Raw genomic sequence first — 16,235 nt, 5'->3', positions numbered from 1 at the left:
CGCCATGAACCAACGGTATGCCGACGGTGCCGAGCAGTACCGCTCGGCCTACCTGCGAGGCCTGCAGCCCGACCCGGAACTCTGGGACGACGAATGGGCCGACGAATACATGCGCATCCCCCGCGAAACCGGCGCCGCCGAGCCCGGCCCGTACCGCACGGATCGCACCCCCTACGCCCGGGAGCCTATGCGCTGCCTCTCGCCCAGCCACCCGGCCAAGCGCGTGGTGACCATGGTCGCCTCGCAGCTGATGAAGACGCAGATCGCCCTCAACTGGATCGGCGGTTGCATCCACATGGCTCCCGCCAACATCCTCATGCTGCTGCCCAGCCTTGCCCTGGCCAAGCGGGTCAGCGGCCGCGTCGGCAAGACCATCGACGCCACCCCGGTGCTGCGCGAACGGGTCGCCTCGCCGCGCTCGCGCGACTCGCGCAACACCATGGACACCAAGGAGTTCGAGGGCGGCACCCTGTACGCCACCACCGCCGGCTCCGCCTCCAACCTGGCCGAGCTTGCCGCGCGCTACATCTACGGCGACGAGGTCGACCGCTGGGACGTCGACGTCGACAACGAAGGCGACCCGATCGAACTGGCCGAGACCCGGGCCAGCACCTTCGGCCGCAACGCCAAGATCTACTTCTCCAGCTCGCCCACCATCAAGGGCGCCTCGCGGATCGCCGACCTGTTCGCCCAGAGCGACCAGCGCCACTACTACGTGCCGTGTCCACACTGCGGCGAGATGCAGACGCTGGAGTGGGAGAACCTCAAGTACAGCGACGACTACAGCCAGGTGCAGTACCTGTGCTGCAATCCGGACTGCGGCTGCCTGATCGACGAGCACCACAAGGGCGACATGCTCGCCCGGGGCGAATGGCGTGCCCAGGCCGAGGGCGACGGCGAGACGGTCGGCTTCACCCTCAACGCCCTGTACGCGCCGCTGGGTTGGGTCAGCTGGCTCGGCCTGGCCAAGCAGTACGACAAGGCCAAAGCCGCCCAGGACAAGGGCGACCTCGAACCCATGCAGGTGTTCTACAACACCCGCCTGGCCCGGCTGTGGGACGCCGCCCAGGAGATGACCAAGGCCAGCGAGCTCAAGGCCCGCGCCGAGGACTATCGCCTCGGCAGCGTTCCCCGGGGCGCGCTGATACTCACTGCGGCCGTCGATACCCAGCACAACCGCCTGGAGCTGCTGGTGATCGGCTGGGGCGAGGGCATGGAGCGCTGGGTGGTCGACCACCAGGTGATCATGGGCGACCCGGCCGACGAGCGCACCTGGGCGCTGCTCGACGACAAGCTCAAGGCCCGCTACCGCCACGACTCGGGCGTCGAGCTGGCGATCTGCGCGACTGCCATCGACTCCGGCGGCCACCATACCGACGAGGTCTACCAGTTCACCCGCCTGCGCCGCTGGCGGAACATCCTCGCCGTCAAGGGCGCGAGCCGGGCAGGGCGTCCGGTGCTCGCCCAGCGCCCGTCGAAGGTCGACGTCACCTGGAAGGGCACCACCCACAAGGAAGGCGCTGAACTCTGGATGATCGGCACCGACACCGCCAAGGACTGGATCTACAACCGCTATGGCCTGGGCGAAGGGCCCGGCGCGATCCACTTCTCCAAGGATCTGCCGGACGACTTCTACGACCAGGCTGTCGCCGAGCGCAAGATCGCCCGCTACGTGAAGGGCCACAAGCGCATCGAGTGGGTCAAGGGCAAGGCCGACCGCAACGAAGCGCTCGACCTGCTGGTTTACAACCTGGCCATGGCCCACCTGCTGGGCCTCAACCGTTACCGCGAACCCGAATGGGCGAAGCTCCGCCAGAACGTTGGCCAGGGCAACCTGTTCACCGAGTCCGCCACGGACACTGCCCCGGCGGCCACGCCTGCGGCATCGCAACCCGCCAGCCCGGCGCCCGCTACAACAGCGGCAGCGCCGGCGCCGGCTCGCCGCCGATCTATCAGCGGCTACCTCAACGCACGCCGATAACCCGAGGCCACCCATGACTACAGCTGCCCAACGCCTGGCCGAAGTGCGGGCCGCGGATCCAGGACATCCTCGACAACGGCCAGGAAGTGCGCCGCGGCGACCGCAGCCTCAAGCGCGGCGAGCTCGACAGCCTGCGCGCCCTCGAGGCCCGGTACGCCGAAGAGGCCGCCGCCGAGGCCCGCGCAGTAGCGCCTCGCTCCCGAATTTCCCGACTCTACAGCAGAGGCAAGGGCATCTGATGGGCCGGATCAAGCTCACCCCCAGGCGCATCAAGGCCAGCTACGACGGCGCCGGTACCGGCCGTCGCGCTGCCGGCTGGGATGCGCCCGACGCTGCGTTAAACAGCCTGGCGGTGCCTGCGCTGCGCAACCTGCGCAAGCGTGCCCGCGCCGCCGTGCGCAACGACCCCTACGCCTACAGCGCGATCGACCGGCGCGTCAGCAACCTGATCGGCACCGGCATCACCCCGCGCGCGCACCAAGGACGAAGCCCTGCGCAGCGCCCTGCACGAACTGTGGGAAGACTGGGTCGCCGAAGCCGACGCCGACGGCCTGCTCGACTTCTACGGCCTGCAGGCCCTGGTCGCCCGGATGGTGGAGGAGAGCGGCGAATGCTTCGTCCGCCTGCGCCCGCGCCGCCCGGAGGACGGGCTCGCCGTCCCGCTGCAACTGCAGGTGCTGGCCCCCGAGTTCGTCCCCCTGGACAAGACCGAGATCACCCGCACCGGCAACCGCATCAAGGCCGGCATCGAGTTCGACCGCCTCGGCCGGCGCGTCGCCTACTGGATGCACCGTCAGCACCCCGGCGATGCCTTCGAGGCTGGCCAGTACCACCAGCTGGTGCGCGTCCCGGCCAGCGAGATCCTGCACATCTTCGAGCCGACCGAGGCCGGCCAGCTGCGCGGCGTCCCGCGCCTGGCCCCGATCCTGCTGCGGCTCAAGTCCCTGGACAACTACGACGACGCCGTCCTGTTCCGCCAGGAGGTCGCCAATCTGTTCGCCGGTTTCATTCGCAAGCCCGCGGCGGACAGCACCTTCCAGCAGGTCGACCCGATCACCGGCGCCGCTCCGCAGCTCGACAGCGACGGCTTCACCCCCATGGTCGGTCTCGAGCCCGGCTCAATGCAGGAGCTGCTGCCCGGCGAGGAAGTCGAGTTCAGCGACCCGCCGGACGCCGGCAACACCTACGTCGACTTCATGCGGCAACAGCTGCAGGCCGCCGCCGCCGGCGTGGGCCTGCCCTACGAACTGCTCACCGGCGACATGCGCGAGGTCAACGATCGCGTTATGCGCGTGATCCTCAACGAGTTCCGTCGGCGTATCGAGCAGCTGCAGTTCGGCCTCTACGTCCACCAGCTGTGCCGCCCGGTGCGTGCCGCCTGGCTCGACATGGCCTACCTGTCCGGCGCGCTGTACCTGCCCGACTATGGCAAGCGCCGTCGCGAATACCTGCGCACCCGCTGGGTACCGCAGGGCTGGGCCTACATCCACCCCGTCCAAGACGTCCAGTCCCGGCAGATGGAGGTCGCCGCCGGCTTCACCAGCCGCAGCGAAGTGGTCCTGCGCAGCGGCTACGACGCCGAGCAGATCGACCAGGAGAACGCCGAAGACAACGCCCGGGCCGAGCAGCTCGGGCTGCACTACGGCAGCACCGCTACCGTCGCCCCAGACGACAGAGAGGAATCCACCCCATGAAGCACCAACGGCACCACCCGCGCATCCTCAACAAGGGGCCGGGCGCCGCCGGCCCGCAGGACCAGCACTGGTACCGCATCCAGGCAGCCGGCGAGGGCGAGCAGCGCACCATCGAGGTCTACATCTACGGCGAGATCGGCGGCTGGGGCATCACCGCCGCCCAGTTCATCCAGGCGCTGAAGGACGCCGACGATGGCAACGCCCCCGTGATCGTCCGCTTCAATACCATCGGCGGCGACCTGTTCGACGGCATCGCCATCCACAACGCCCTGCAGCGCTTGGGCGAGCGCGCCACCGCCAGCATCGAGGGTGCCTGCTACAGCTCTGGCACCGTCGCCGCTGCGGGGGCCCACCGCGTCACCATGGCCGACAACGCCCTGTTCATGATCCACAACCCCTGGACCTGGGCGGCCGGTGACAGCGAGGAACTGCGCAAGCTGGCCGACATGCTCGACCAGGCGCTTGAGGGCATCGTCGCCAGCTACCAGCACCGCCCGCTGACCATCGACGACGCCGAGCTGCGTCGCCTGATCGACGCCGAAACCTGGCTCACCGCCGCCGAGGCCAAGGCGCTGGGCTTCGTCGACGAGGTCAGCGCCGGCGGCAGCGTCAAGGCCTGCATCGGCCAGAGCCGCATCCTCAACCGCTACCAGCACCCGCCCAAGGAGCTGCTGGCCCAGCAGGACCTGCCACCGGTACCGGAACCCGACCCGGCCCCCGAGCCCGATCCAGCACCCCAGCCCGAACCCGACGCTGCGGCCCTTGCCGCCGAACTGGCCGCCGGCTGCCAGCAGGCCGGCATCGCCGACCTGACCGAGGTGCTGATCAAGGCCAGCGGCCTCAAGAGCCGCGCTGCCGTGCAGGCCGAGCTGGCCCGTGCCAAGGCCGTGCGCGAACTGTGCAACGCCGCCCGCCTGCCCGACGAAGCCCGCGGCCTGATCACCGCCGGCCTCGATGCCGAAGGCGCCCGCGCCAAGCTGTTCGACAAGCTGGTCGGCAGCGGGCTCGGCGAAATCGACAACACCCCACCGGCTCCCGAGCCGAACCCCACCGGCGCGAAAGCCGTCGACCCCGGTGCGATCTACGCCCGCCGCAACCAACGAGCCTCGAAAGGAGCGCATAAATGACCATCAAGACCGAAGGCGTCCATGCCGGCGAAGTCCTCCTCTCGGAGGCCAACGGCACTCGCTCGCGCGAAGACATCACCCTGGCCGCCACCGCCGCCGTGCTACCCGCCGGCCAGCTGCTCGGCAAGGTAACCGCCACCGGCCTCTACGCGCCCTATGCGCCGGCAGCTGCCGACGGCACCGAAGTAGTAGCTGCCGTGCTCTACGCCCCGGTCGGCATCTCTGCCTCGCCCCAGCGCAGCGTCGGCATCGTCCGCGACGCCGAGGTCAAGCGCGCCCTGCTCACCGGCCTGGACACCGCCGGCGAGACCGACTTGCTGGCCCTCGGCATCCTCGCCCGCTGATCTCGACCACCACCCCTACACCCACAACCCCGCCGCGGCGGGGTTCATCATTTCCGGAGTCCATCCCATGGCAGAAATCAGCGTCTTCGAAGACGAAGCCTTCGGCGTGCAGAACCTGATCGCCGGCCTCAACGACGACCCCCACGTCCCCGGCCAGATCAGCAACCACGGCCTGTTCGTCGAAGAGGGCAGCACCACCGTCACCCAGCAGATCGAGAAGAACGGCAGCACCCTCGAACTGGTGCCCGCCGCTCCCCGAGGAGCGCCGGCCCTGGTGGTCAACGGCAGCAAACGCCAGCTGGTCCCCTTCAACTGCGTGCACCTGCCGCAGCAGTTCACCATCCTCGCCGACGAGATCCAGGGCATCCGCGCCTTCGGCTCGCGCACCGAGCTGCAGGCCGTGCAGGACGTGGTCAACGCCCGCTTCACCCCGGTGATCAACCAGTTGGCCGCCACCCACGAGTACCAGCGCGTCGGCGCCCTCAAGGGCCAGATCGTCGACGCCGACGGCGTGACCGTGCTGCACAACCTGTTCACCGCCTTCGGCCTGGTGCAGCAGAGCCAGGCCATCGGCTTCAACCCCGATGCCGCGCTGTCGACCGTCGACGCCGACATCGTCGAGGCGCTGGACAAACAGGAGGACGCCCTCGGCAACGCCACCTCCACCGGCGCCGTCGCCTGGTGCGGCAAGACCTTCTGGGCCGAGCTGATCGCCGACGGCCGCGCCCGCGAGGCCTACCTCAACCACGAGGCCGCCGCCGCCCTGCGTGGCGATCGCCGCCAGGCCTTCGAGTACGGCGGCGTCCTCTGGGTCCGCTACCGCGGCAAGATCGGCGGCAGCGCCTTCATCGCCGACAACGAGGCCTACCTGGTGCCCGAGGGCGTACCGGACCTGTTCCGCACCATCTTCGCCCCGGCCAACTACATGGAGACCGTCAACACCCTCGGCGTGCCGTACTACGGCAAGCTCGAGCGCATGGCCTTCGACAAGGGCGTGATGGGCGAGGCGCAGTCCAACCCGCTGCACATCTGCACCAAGCCCACCGCCAGCATCAAGCTGACCAGTTGATGACGGCGCCCTTCGGCAGCCTGACCGCTGCGCTCGACGCGGCCGTCATGGGCTCGCTCAGCGACGGCCAGGGCGACTACCTGTCCGCGTCCGGCGTCGTGCTGGCCAGCGGCCTGGAGCTGATCCTCGACCGCGACGTCGAACGCCTCGACCTCGCCAGCGGCGCCCTCGACCGCAGCGTCACCCTCACCGTCCGCAAAGCCCTGCTGCAGCCCCTCGACCGCCAGGGCGCCTTCCGGCTCGACGGCAAGACCTGGCACATCGACGGCATCGCCAGCGACGACGGCCACCTGATCACCTTCTACGTGGTGCCCTGACATGCCCATCGACCTGCAATCCGCCATCGTTGCGGAGCTGATCGCGCGCCTGGCCGACGTGCCCGAGTTCGGTGCCCTGGTCCTCGAGGACAGCGTGCTGCGCATCCTCGACGCAGAGGATGACGGCCTACCGGACGACCTCATCGTCGTCCAGCCGGGCCAGACCGAGGAAGTCGAACGGATCGGCCAGGGCAGCGTGCGCGAGCGCGTCACCCTCAACCTCACCGCCATGACCCGCCGCCGTTCAGTTCGCCCCGGCCCTGCGCGCCGCCCGGCTGGCGATCAAGGTCGCGCTGCCCGGCCCCAGGGCCGGCCTGACCATCATCGGCGTGCAAGCAGGCCGCCTTCCAGCCGGAAAGCCCCATGCCGCCCGGCGAGGGGCGGCGCTGGGCCGCTCACGTCATGCCGCTGCAGATCACCTACATCCAACCGCTCAAATAACCCCCGGAGCCTTCCATGAGCCAGATCGACCGTTCCTTCGTGGGCGAGGGCATCGTCTACGCCCGCGCCTACCAGTCCGCCGACCCGCTGCTGGACATCGGCAACTGCGACACCTTCAACCTGTCGTTCGCCACCAACCGCACCACGCTGCCCAACTACCGCGGCGGTGGCGGCAACCGCAACGTGCGCGAACAGGTGACCGACGTCACCGCGACCATCGGCATGTTCGACATCACCGCCACCAACCTGGCCCGCGTTACCAAGGCGACGATCACCGAGATCGCCGCCGGCACCGTGACCGCCGAGGTGCTGGGCTGCGCCGGGGTCGAGGGCGAACTGGTCCCGTTCAAGAACCTGCCGGACATGAGCCAGCCGGTCACCGTCGTCACCGCCGCCGATGCCGCGCTGGCCGCCGGTACCGACTACCTGCTGACCCCGCACGGCATCGTCGTCCTGGCCGACAGCCTGATCACCTCCGCCGGAATCAAGGCCACCTACACCAGGCTGGAGTCCAGCGCCGTGCAGATGCTCGCTGGCTCCCAGGTCGAGCTGGAGCTCTACATCGCCGGCCTCAACGACGCCCAGTCCGGCGAGCCGTTCGCCCTGCGCCCGCGCCGGGTGAAGTTCGGCATCGCCAGCGAACTGCCGGTGTTCGGCACCGAATACCTGCGCCTGGAGGCACCGGCCGAGCTGCTGGCCGACGATCTGATCACCGCGACCGGTATCTCCAAATTCTGCGAGATGCAGCTGGTGAAGAAGATTAATTGAGGAAAGTAAGCCAAGGATAATCATGCAATATCCCAAATTTAATACAGCTCCAAGTTTTGAATATTGGCGTTTGGGCGATCTTAGGGCTGGATAGTTTCCTTCGAGACCTCGACCTTCATGGCAACCATAGGCAACTACCTGACTGACGACGAGTACCACCAGCTACAAGGCAGCCATGGTGGCCAACCTGCTCGCCAAGGCGGTTTGCCCAGAGCCGGCAGCTTTGCTGGTCGGATGGATGCAGAGGAAAGGCGAAGCGGTTTGTGGGTCATTCACTACTGGCTGTCAAAAGACGACCGAGTTTGAATGTTTGTCATCTACGAAGAAGATGAGCATGAAAGCCTAGGTGTTTGGTTCCAATCAGAAGCGGGGACTGTCTCGTAAAGATAGTCAGCTGATATTAAATATCGAACTGGCGAGTGAAATTAGCATGGTCTAATCTTGAGCCCCAGCTACAGGGAGTTGCTCATCCCCAGCACTGTGTGGCTTTCGGGGTGCTTTTTCGAGCCGTTGGAATGGATACATATGCCGACGTATGTGCATGAGCACTCGAGATGCCGAAATCAACTAATGCGTTCTCTTCTTATGCAGTACGTCTGTATAGCTAGTAGTTAGGCGTTGTAAAGAGGACTTCACCCCCAGGATGAGCCTTCTGAGTGAAGGAGGGAAATGGTATGGCAATTCCATTGATTCAAAACATCGCTCTAATTTCGGAATCGAAGCGAGTCTCTATGCGAGAACTTGCTATTGCAAGCGCAGCACTTCAGAGACAGGTCATGCGCGATCTTGAGCCAATTTGGGAAGTCAACGCGACGGTTGATCCCTTTGAGAGGCTTGAGGATATGCCGTTAGGCTATTGGCCGATGATCGTTATGGATGACATTCCTTACGATGCTGCTGGTATCCATCTTGACCGCGACGGTCAGCCGTTTGCGCTCATTACTGCAACAGATAGCAATGATGTTTGGTCGCTGACTGCAAGTCATGAGTGTCTTGAGATGCTTGTCGATCCATTTGGGGACCGTCTTGTGCCGGGCGACTCTCCCAAATCCGATCAAGGCCGCGTACTTTTCTTGGTGGAGGTTGCTGATCCATCCGAGGCGGCAGAATTTGCCTATTCTGTTAATGGCGTGTTGGTATCTGATTTTTATACGCCGCGCTTTTTTGATCCGGTTATGTCTAGTGGGGTTAGATATTCTTTTACGAATGCAATTTCAGAGCCAAGGGGTGTACTTCGAGGCGGCTATTTGAGCTGGTTGGATCCCGAGACAGACCATTGGTGGCAGGAGATATGGTTTGCTGGTAACCAATCTACCTTTCGAGATCTTGGTCCACTATCAGCTGCAAATGGAAGTATTAGAAGCCAGATTGATCGTTTGACAGGGCAGTATAGACAGCAAGCGATGCAACCCGGACGAACGGTAGCCATGGCGGCTGGAGTAACCAGGGAGGTGGCTTATCAGTCTTCGGAAGCGAAAGCAAACTCTCTGCACAAATGCATTGAGGAGATTGTAAGGCAAGCGACTCCCTTAGAGTCTGCTGCTTCCCAACTGTCTAGAGTAACCCCTATCCAACTCCGTCGGCCTGGTCGCGTCTATAATAGGGTAAGTTGAATGAGGCTGCGCTTCTGGGGTAAGTGAGTATGAGTATGAACGAAGAAGATGCTCGGAAAGCCAGAGCAGAGCGTTTACGTAAGCAAATCAAACAGATTGTTACCCCAGATACTGGTGAGGCGGGCGAGCAACCAGCAAGTAGGGATCCGTCTAGTAACCAGGTTACTCCTCGTGAGTTTATTCATCGACGTATGCATGAGCTTGATCGTGATACCAAGCCGACTAGTGAGGAGTCAAAGGACAAATCGTGACGCTTCGACTAAACCTAGTGCGGGCATTCAGCTGCTGCCCGCTAGCCTGCGCTTCGGCGTTGCTCACTGACGCCGAATCTTCAGGTAAGCACCTTGCCAGGGTTTCACCGGTCGTTCTGCTTATAGAAATCGTAGCTATCTGATCGACTGACGACACTCTGAACACTAGAACCCCGCCCCGGCGGGGTTTTTTATTGGCTATGTCTGAGTTAGCTGTTGCATGGCTGCTCGCCCCAGCGCCTCCCTCAAGCAAATCAATGGATTGAGCTGCGCCTTGTAGCGCTCGAGCAGGCGCCGCCATCCCAGATAATGGGTCAGGTACTTGGTGGCCACCCCATGAAAGGGAGTCATCCAGCCCTTCAGCCGGCTGTCGTAGGCGTTCACGTTCTGGATGTGAAAAGGCCCATCGACCCTGCGCCTCTGGCTAGGATTGACCGGCTGATGGGTGATGCCTTCTGCCTTGGCAAAGTGGGCATAGACGGCGGCACTGTCAGAGCAAAGAATCGCATCAGCATCGATCAGGGGGCGTAGTCGCTCCCCGACATGCACGGCATCGAGCTTCTCCAGCTGAAAGTCGGCATGCTGGCCGCTGCGATCCCGCACCACCAGGACAGGAATCTGCTCGGCAGACAACCCGCGTCGCTTCGCACTGCCTCCGCGCTTGCGAGGTAGGCGCGGCAAGTCTCGCTGCCCCTTGAAAGACTCCAGAAAGAAGGTTTCATCGGCCTCGACAATCCCGGACTCATGCTGGGCCTGGTGATCGGCGATCTGGGTCAGGAACCGGTGTCGCCACAGGAAGGCTGTGTTCTTGCTGACGCCACAGTGTTTCGCCGCCCTGCGTACCGTCAGGCTCTGGGTCAACGCCTCGGCATAGCCTTGCCAGAGATGGCGCTTTCGCAGGCGCGCCATCGGTGTACCCGTCAATGGGTTGCTGGTTTTGCCGTAAAACTTGCAGCGATACCGTGGCAGGCCGCCACTGGAGCCCCACGGCTGTAATTCGCTGGACTGACAGTGCGGGCAGTTGCTGGGCGTGGCGATCATCTCCTGCGGAAGGCTGCCTGGTGCCGACAGGCATGCCTTCAGCTGCTCACGCTGTTCTGGGCTGAGGCTGGAGAGCTGAGCGATCCATCGCGTGAACTGACTCGCTTTCATGATCCACCTCCCGCATGCGGAAACGTCATGATCAGCTTAGCTTGCTGCAACAGCTAACTCAGACATAGCCTTTTTATTCCCCGGAGAAAACCCCATGGCCGGCATCAAGGACCGCCTGATCCAGTTCGTCCTGCGCGGGCGCGACGAACTCTCGCCCGCAGCGGAGCAGGGCGCCGACGCCCTGGAAGCGCTGCGCCGGGAAGGCGAGCGTCTCGGTACAGCGCTGGACAAGGCCAGGGAGGCCCGTGGTCTGGCCGCCAGCCTGGCTGCCGCCGGGCGTGCCGCCGAGCAGGCCCGTGGCAGCCTGGTGCGGGCCGAGCAGCGCGCGGACGACCTGCGCAAGGCGCTGGACAAGGACCCGGAGAGCGAGGGGCTGGTCGTTGCCCTGCGCGAAGCGGAGCGCGAGGCCGCCCGCGCCACTCGCGAACTGAACCGGGCCACCACTCAGCTGGGCGATCTGGAGCAGGCCGCCAAGGCTGCCGGTATCGACACGGACAGGCTTGCTGACGAGCAGCAGCGTCTTGCCCAGGCGGTGGGCGACAGCCGGCAGGCCCTGGATCAGCACACCCAGCAGTTGCGCGAGCTGGAGCGCCAAGAGGCAGCGGCGGCCCGGGGCGCCGCCGAGCACGCCTCCCGCCTGGCTGCCGTGCGCGAAGCGCTGGACGGCGCAACCCGCCAGGTGCTGGCCTTCGCCGGCGCCTTCGTCGGTATCGATGCGGCCATCGGCCTGGTCAACCGCGGCATCGGCCTGTTGCGCACCGGCATTGCCGACATGCTCAAGACCGGCGACCAGATGGAAGGCCTTGAGCTTCGCATCAACTCACTGATGGGCAGCATGGAGTCGGGCGAGAAGGCCATTGCCTGGATAAAGGACTTCACCAAGACCGCGCCGATGACCATTGCGGAGGTGACCGATGCCTTTGCGCTGCTCAAGGGCTTCGGACTCGACCCGATGGATGGCAGCCTGCAGGCGCTGGTCGACAAGAATGCCCAGCTGGGCGGCGAGATGGACCGCCTGCAGGGCATCGTGATCGCGCTCGGGCAGGCCTGGGGCAAGGAGAAACTGCAGGCGGAGGAAATCACGCAGCTGGTCGAGCGCGGCATCCCGGCCTGGCAGCTGCTGTCACAGGCCACCGGCAAGACGGTCGCGCAGCTTCAGGAACTGTCCTCCGAGGGGCGGCTCGGCCGCGACGTGATCGCCGCCCTGATCGCCGAGCTGGGCAAGAGCGCCGAGGGTCAGGCACTCTCAGCCATGTCCCGGTTGTCCGGCCAGCTCAGCCAGCTGAAAAATGCCGCTCAGGACTTCTACGACCGCATCGCCCAGGCCGGGGCCCTGGACTACGTCAAGGGCAAGTTCGACGAACTGCTCACCACGATCCGCGAGATGGACAGCGATGGCCGGCTGGACAAGCTGGCCAAGTCGCTCAGCACGGCATTCATCGACGGCGCCAGGCGGGTCGAGGAGTTCGGCAGGAAGCTGCTCGGGACCGACTTCAAGAAGCTGTCCGACGACAGCGCGAAATGGCTGAACGACTTCGGGACCAAACTCGACCAGACGACGACCAGCGTCCAACTGTTCGTGGCGCCGTTCCGTACCCTGTTCAATGGCATTACTTCCGGGTTCTCGGTTGCCGCCTTGGCCGCCACCTCCTTCGGCGACCTGCTGCTCAGCCACTTGGGACGTGTCGCCAACTTTGTGCCGGATATGCTTGGTGGCGACAAGCTCCGCGCGGGGATCGCCGAGGCCCGCGGCGCGCTCAACGGCCTGACCGAGGGTTTCGCCGCGCAGATCGAGCAGGACGGCAAGGACATCCGGGCGGCCTGGGACGTGACCACCCGGCATGCCGCCGAGAGCGCCGCCGCCCAGACCGCCGCCGTCAAGTCCAAGATCGATCAGCAGCGCATGCTCGATCAGGCCTACGCCGACGAGTTGATCGCCAACCAGAAGAAGACCAAGGATGCTGCCGTGGCCGCCGCAGCCGAGGGCACGGCCGCCATTGGCGGCATGGCCGAAGCGCTCAAGCTGATCGACGCCGGCAGCACGACTGTCCAGATCGACGGGCTGCGCGATGCCCTGCGCGAGGCCTACCAGTCCGGGGCCATCAGCCAGCAGGACTACGCCCGTGCCTCCGGTGTGCTCAACGAGAAGCTGCGGCAGCTCCAGCGCGGGGCCGGTGCCACGGCCGGCGAGTTCGCCGGCCTCGAGGACAAGTTCGCCAGCCTCGAGTCGATCATGGGGCAGATCGCCCGAGCGGCCAACGAGGTGGATTTCAGCCAGATCCGCACGGGCCTGCGCAAGGCCTACAGCGACGGGGCGATCAGCGCCGAGGACTTCGCCAAGGCTCAGGCCGCCCTGGCCGAACGGATGAACGAGGTGAAGAAGGCCGCTGCCTCGACTGGCCGCAGCTTCGAGAAAGCCTCCGCCGATATGGCCGATGCTTCCGCCGAGACGGAAGGCTCGCTGCGCCAGATCGGCGGCGCCGCCGAGGACGCCGGGGCGGGGCTGGACTTCTTCGGCAGCATCCTCAGCCAGGCCCGCGAACCGCTGGCCGGCATGACCGATGCGGCGCTCAAGGCCTTCGATGCCCTGCAAGGCATCAACAACGTGGATTGGGGGATCGACACCGGCAGCCTGGACGCCACCCGGGAATCCCTGCGCGGCGCCAATGAGCAGCTGGCCTTCCTCAAGACCGAGCTGGCCAAGCCCCTGCCGCACACCAACGCCGGCATCTGGGCCATGGAAACCCTCATCCGCAGCCACGAGCTGCAGGTGTCGTACCTGGGCCAGAAGAAGGCCCTGCAATCGCTGATGGAGGGCTACGAAGACGGCTCGATCAGCCTGGAGTCCTTCATCCGCCGCGCCGAGCGTGCCCAGCGCGGCCTGAGCCTGCTGGACAGCTCCGACCTGTCCAGCCTGAAAAGCGCCTTGGCTGCCGCCGAGCAGCAGATGCGGGCGCTCGGCGACTCCAGCCGCAACACCCTCGACGGCCTGCAGAGCGAACTGGCCCAGCTGCGCGGCGATCAGGAGGAGGTCGATCGGCGTGCCTTCGCCAACCGCCGCCGCGAGCTGGAAGCCCAGCGTGCCGAGGCTCAGTCGGCCGGCAACGGCCAGGCGGTGTCCGACCTCAACCGGGCCATCGCCACCCTGCAGGAGATCGAGGCGGAAACTGCCAACCGGCGCCTGCGCGAGCAGCAGCAAGCCCAGGCCCAGGCGCAGCAGCAGGCCGCCGAGCCGGCACCGGCCACGACCGAGGCTCAGCCCGCCACCGTCATCCGCCTGGAAAGCCCCCGTGGGCGGCGGGTCGACGTGCAGGTGCCGGTGGGCCAGCAGACCCAACTGCTCGACATACTGGCCGACGCCGGCCTGAGGACGCTGTGAATGATGCTCGACTCGGTGGAACTGGACGACCAGTTCGAATGGGTGGACGAGTTCGAATGGGATGCCGTGGCCCAGGAGCAGGAGCGCTCGGTCAGCGGCGCGCTGCTGATTCAGGAGGGGATCAAGCTGTACGGCCGCCCGATCACCCTGAAAAGCAACGGCGGCGTGTGGACCCCGCTGTCGGTGGTGCGCTCGCTGAAAGTGCTGCGCGACATCCCCAACAAGATCATGGCCCTGACCCTGCCGGACGGGCGCAGCTTCAGCGTGGTGTTCAACCGCGCCGACGGCGCCGCGCTGGAGGCCGTGCCGCTCGAACGGCGGGTCGCCCCGCCGGACGACTGGCCCTATGAAGTCAACCTGCGCTTGATCACCGTTGCTCCGCCGGTGGAGTGATCCTCTCGGGTAGAAGCTGTCCCGTCAGATCAGCCGCTCATAGCCCGAGAGCAGCTTGACGCTCTGCGTCAGCCCCTGACGCGCCAGTCGCTCCAGGAACTCGCGGGCGGTGTGTGGTGGGTTCTTCAGCGATGCGCGCTGCTCCTGAGCCGCCTGCAACACCGCTGCCTGATCCAGATCGAACAGATCCGCGATGAAGTCATCCGGGTGCATGGCCTCGATCTCGAACGGCTCCAGCAACTCAGGTGGGAAGTCCTTCAGATTGAAGGTCACGATGACCGATGCTCCGCACTTGATCGCGGCGGCCAGCACATGCCGGTCATTCGGGTCTGGAAGATCGAGGGAGTGACACAGAGGCTCGTATCCGGTCACCAAGGCATCCGGCACGGCCCGATCCATCGCTGCGGAGGTCCTATCCAGCTGCTCGCGAGTGAGATCCGCCCGGTTGAGCAGCAGATTGCGCTTCCACTCCTCATGGATCTCAGTTGTCCAGCGCGCTCGATAAACCCCCGTCAGAGCCAGACGCATCAGCAAGTCGCGCAGCGGGGCCGGGTAAAGAACATTGGCGTCGTAGACAGCGGTGAACGGAGAATGCCTCATTCATACCCCATGCCCAGTTCCTGAGCCTGCGCGGCCAGTTCATCCAGCGCTTGACGGCTTTCCGCGTCCCGCCGCTGCTTGTACGCCATGAGGTCTGCGAACTTCACCCGGCGGTGGCGGCCGACCTTGGTGTGCGGGATGACGTTCTCATCCAGCAGCTTCACCAGATAAGGCCGGGAAACATTCAACAGATCGGCAGCCTCCTGAGTAGTCAGCTCCGCATGGATCGGCACGATTTTCACCGCATTCCCCATCGCCAGCTCGCCCAGGAGCTCATCGAGCAGGCGCAGAGCGAAGACAGGCACCTGCAACTCATGCGGACGCTGCTCGTCGTCCATGATCTCGATACGCCGGGTTTCCAGCTTCGTCGACAGAAAGGCCGCAAGCTGGCGGCGCGACTCCACGGCCGCCGCCACCTCCTTGTCGCCGGGCAACATAGTGCGATCGAAGTCTGCGAGGGTCATGAGCATCTCCAGAAAGGTATTGGGTAAAGCATCGAAGCATGCTCGACTTCTAAACGAAATAAACGAAAATCGCAATAAGCGAAATATTCGAAACAGCGGATGGCACCAAGCGCCGCCCCGGCAGGATCGGCGAGTCCGGCGGGGCGGCCAAGCCCGCGCAGCGATTGCCCGTTGTTTGTACCGGTAGCGGGTCATCCAGATTCACCGGCACGGGCGTTTCGTGGAGGCTGGAGCAGGCTGGTAGGGTGGGTAACTCGCGTAGCGATTACTCACCGTTGGCATCGGTAGACAAGGCCGCCGTTGTCTACCCTATGCGCTACAGCTTCATGCGTGCGCCGGATGCGTCTCGGCCCACGGGCGGATCTTCGCCAGCGTTTCGGCAATGGCGTCCTTGGTCATCTCGCGGTCGTAGTCCGACTGCAGGCCGATCCAGAAGTCTTCCGACATCCCGAAGAACCGCGCCAGACGCAGGCCCGTGTCGGCCGTCACGGCGCGCTTGCCGGCCACGATCTCGCCGATACGCCGCTGCGGCACGCCGATCTCCTTGGCCAGCCGGTACTGGGTGATCCCCATGGGCTTGAGGAACTCTTCGAGCAGAATCTCGCCCGGATGTGGGTAGGCTACTTCGCGCATGCTCACCTC

The 16,235-nt window shown here is 65.2% G+C and carries 15 protein-coding genes and 1 pseudogene; 12 read left to right on the top strand and 4 right to left on the bottom strand.

Annotated elements, in window-relative coordinates:
• Window positions 1-4 precede the first annotated feature (4 nt).
• From EV691_RS01375 to EV691_RS01325, 10 genes and pseudogenes are all read left to right on the top strand, one after another.
• A complete protein-coding gene (locus EV691_RS01375) occupies window positions 5-1,981 on the top strand; it encodes a phage terminase large subunit family protein (protein WP_131297852.1) in 1,977 nt (658 codons plus the stop codon).
• A 238-nt stretch (window positions 1,982-2,219) separates the two neighbouring features.
• Window positions 2,220-3,675, top strand: a pseudogene (locus EV691_RS01365) (phage portal protein).
• On the top strand, window positions 3,672-4,802 hold the full coding sequence (locus tag EV691_RS01360) for a head maturation protease, ClpP-related (RefSeq protein ID WP_131297853.1): 1,131 nt from the start codon (window positions 3,672-3,674) through the stop codon (window positions 4,800-4,802). Before EV691_RS01365 ends, EV691_RS01360 begins: the two are co-directional and overlap by 4 nt.
• Window positions 4,799-5,146 carry a head decoration protein gene (locus EV691_RS01355; protein ID WP_131297854.1) on the top strand — a complete coding sequence of 116 codons (348 nt, stop codon included), beginning with the start codon at window positions 4,799-4,801 and terminating at the stop codon, window positions 5,144-5,146. The genes EV691_RS01360 and EV691_RS01355 overlap by 4 nt, the downstream gene beginning before the upstream one ends.
• Before the next feature lie 67 nt (window positions 5,147-5,213).
• Window positions 5,214-6,215 (top strand): major capsid protein, encoded by a 1,002-nt coding sequence (locus EV691_RS01350; protein WP_131297855.1) that lies wholly within the window; start codon window positions 5,214-5,216, stop codon window positions 6,213-6,215.
• Complete coding sequence (locus EV691_RS01345) at window positions 6,215-6,532, top strand: hypothetical protein (protein ID WP_131297856.1); 318 nt, start codon at window positions 6,215-6,217, stop codon at window positions 6,530-6,532. The genes EV691_RS01350 and EV691_RS01345 overlap by 1 nt, the downstream gene beginning before the upstream one ends.
• A 1-nt stretch (window position 6,533) precedes the next feature.
• Window positions 6,534-6,992 (top strand): hypothetical protein, encoded by a 459-nt coding sequence (locus tag EV691_RS01340; protein WP_242672508.1) that lies wholly within the window; start codon window positions 6,534-6,536, stop codon window positions 6,990-6,992.
• Window positions 6,989-7,741 carry a phage tail tube protein gene (locus EV691_RS01335; RefSeq protein WP_131297857.1) on the top strand — a complete coding sequence of 251 codons (753 nt, stop codon included), beginning with the start codon at window positions 6,989-6,991 and terminating at the stop codon, window positions 7,739-7,741. The genes EV691_RS01340 and EV691_RS01335 overlap by 4 nt, the downstream gene beginning before the upstream one ends.
• A 674-nt stretch (window positions 7,742-8,415) precedes the next feature.
• Entirely contained in the window at window positions 8,416-9,354 is a 939-nt protein-coding gene (locus tag EV691_RS01330; RefSeq protein WP_131297858.1) for a hypothetical protein, read from the top strand.
• Window positions 9,355-9,389: 35 nt separating this feature from the next.
• Window positions 9,390-9,605, top strand: a complete 216-nt coding sequence (locus EV691_RS01325) for a hypothetical protein (protein WP_131297859.1) — start codon at window positions 9,390-9,392, stop codon at window positions 9,603-9,605.
• A gap of 198 nt (window positions 9,606-9,803) precedes the next feature.
• On the opposite strand, the gene EV691_RS01320 is transcribed toward EV691_RS01325, so the two are convergent.
• Window positions 9,804-10,757, bottom strand: a complete 954-nt coding sequence (locus EV691_RS01320; protein WP_131837550.1) for an IS1595 family transposase — start codon at window positions 10,755-10,757, stop codon at window positions 9,804-9,806.
• A 94-nt stretch (window positions 10,758-10,851) separates the two neighbouring features.
• Here EV691_RS01320 and EV691_RS01315 point away from each other — a divergent pair, with 94 nt between their 5' ends.
• Window positions 10,852-14,136 (top strand): tape measure protein, encoded by a 3,285-nt coding sequence (locus EV691_RS01315; protein ID WP_131297861.1) that lies wholly within the window; start codon window positions 10,852-10,854, stop codon window positions 14,134-14,136.
• The gene (locus tag EV691_RS01310; protein WP_131297862.1) at window positions 14,137-14,529 is read left to right on the top strand and encodes a hypothetical protein; all 393 of its coding nucleotides are present in this window, start codon (window positions 14,137-14,139) and stop codon (window positions 14,527-14,529) included.
• A 24-nt stretch (window positions 14,530-14,553) separates the two neighbouring features.
• On the opposite strand, the gene EV691_RS01305 is transcribed toward EV691_RS01310, so the two are convergent.
• From EV691_RS01305 to EV691_RS01295, 3 genes are all read right to left on the bottom strand, one after another.
• On the bottom strand, window positions 14,554-15,129 hold the full coding sequence (locus EV691_RS01305; protein WP_131297863.1) for a PIN domain-containing protein: 576 nt from the start codon (window positions 15,127-15,129) through the stop codon (window positions 14,554-14,556).
• Window positions 15,126-15,593, bottom strand: a complete 468-nt coding sequence (locus EV691_RS01300) for a helix-turn-helix domain-containing protein (RefSeq protein ID WP_131297864.1) — start codon at window positions 15,591-15,593, stop codon at window positions 15,126-15,128. The genes EV691_RS01305 and EV691_RS01300 overlap by 4 nt, the downstream gene beginning before the upstream one ends.
• A gap of 324 nt (window positions 15,594-15,917) precedes the next feature.
• On the bottom strand, window positions 15,918-16,226 hold the full coding sequence (locus EV691_RS01295; protein ID WP_090620111.1) for a HigA family addiction module antitoxin: 309 nt from the start codon (window positions 16,224-16,226) through the stop codon (window positions 15,918-15,920).
• Window positions 16,227-16,235 lie beyond the last annotated feature (9 nt).

Source organism: Azotobacter chroococcum, from assembly GCF_004339665.1.
In the GTDB taxonomy this organism is placed as follows: domain Bacteria; phylum Pseudomonadota; class Gammaproteobacteria; order Pseudomonadales; family Pseudomonadaceae; genus Azotobacter; species Azotobacter chroococcum.
This window is presented reverse-complemented; position numbering and strand designations above follow the sequence as displayed.

What these genes read in the sequence shown, in the direction of transcription:
- EV691_RS01305 (WP_131297863.1), bottom strand. Translation starts at nt 15,129, where the DNA reads ATGAGGCATTCTCCGTTCACCGCTGTCTACGACGCCAATGTTCTTTAC.
- EV691_RS01375 (WP_131297852.1), top strand. Translation starts at nt 5, where the DNA reads ATGAACCAACGGTATGCCGACGGTGCCGAGCAGTACCGCTCGGCCTAC.
- EV691_RS01315 (WP_131297861.1), top strand. Translation starts at nt 10,852, where the DNA reads ATGGCCGGCATCAAGGACCGCCTGATCCAGTTCGTCCTGCGCGGGCGC.
- EV691_RS01295 (WP_090620111.1), bottom strand. Translation starts at nt 16,226, where the DNA reads ATGCGCGAAGTAGCCTACCCACATCCGGGCGAGATTCTGCTCGAAGAG.
- EV691_RS01340 (WP_242672508.1), top strand. Translation starts at nt 6,534, where the DNA reads ATGCCCATCGACCTGCAATCCGCCATCGTTGCGGAGCTGATCGCGCGC.
- EV691_RS01345 (WP_131297856.1), top strand. Translation starts at nt 6,215, where the DNA reads ATGACGGCGCCCTTCGGCAGCCTGACCGCTGCGCTCGACGCGGCCGTC.
- EV691_RS01360 (WP_131297853.1), top strand. Translation starts at nt 3,672, where the DNA reads ATGAAGCACCAACGGCACCACCCGCGCATCCTCAACAAGGGGCCGGGC.
- EV691_RS01355 (WP_131297854.1), top strand. Translation starts at nt 4,799, where the DNA reads ATGACCATCAAGACCGAAGGCGTCCATGCCGGCGAAGTCCTCCTCTCG.
- EV691_RS01330 (WP_131297858.1), top strand. Translation starts at nt 8,416, where the DNA reads ATGGCAATTCCATTGATTCAAAACATCGCTCTAATTTCGGAATCGAAG.
- EV691_RS01350 (WP_131297855.1), top strand. Translation starts at nt 5,214, where the DNA reads ATGGCAGAAATCAGCGTCTTCGAAGACGAAGCCTTCGGCGTGCAGAAC.
- EV691_RS01325 (WP_131297859.1), top strand. Translation starts at nt 9,390, where the DNA reads ATGAACGAAGAAGATGCTCGGAAAGCCAGAGCAGAGCGTTTACGTAAG.
- EV691_RS01320 (WP_131837550.1), bottom strand. Translation starts at nt 10,757, where the DNA reads ATGAAAGCGAGTCAGTTCACGCGATGGATCGCTCAGCTCTCCAGCCTC.
- EV691_RS01335 (WP_131297857.1), top strand. Translation starts at nt 6,989, where the DNA reads ATGAGCCAGATCGACCGTTCCTTCGTGGGCGAGGGCATCGTCTACGCC.
- EV691_RS01310 (WP_131297862.1), top strand. Translation starts at nt 14,137, where the DNA reads ATGATGCTCGACTCGGTGGAACTGGACGACCAGTTCGAATGGGTGGAC.
- EV691_RS01300 (WP_131297864.1), bottom strand. Translation starts at nt 15,593, where the DNA reads ATGACCCTCGCAGACTTCGATCGCACTATGTTGCCCGGCGACAAGGAG.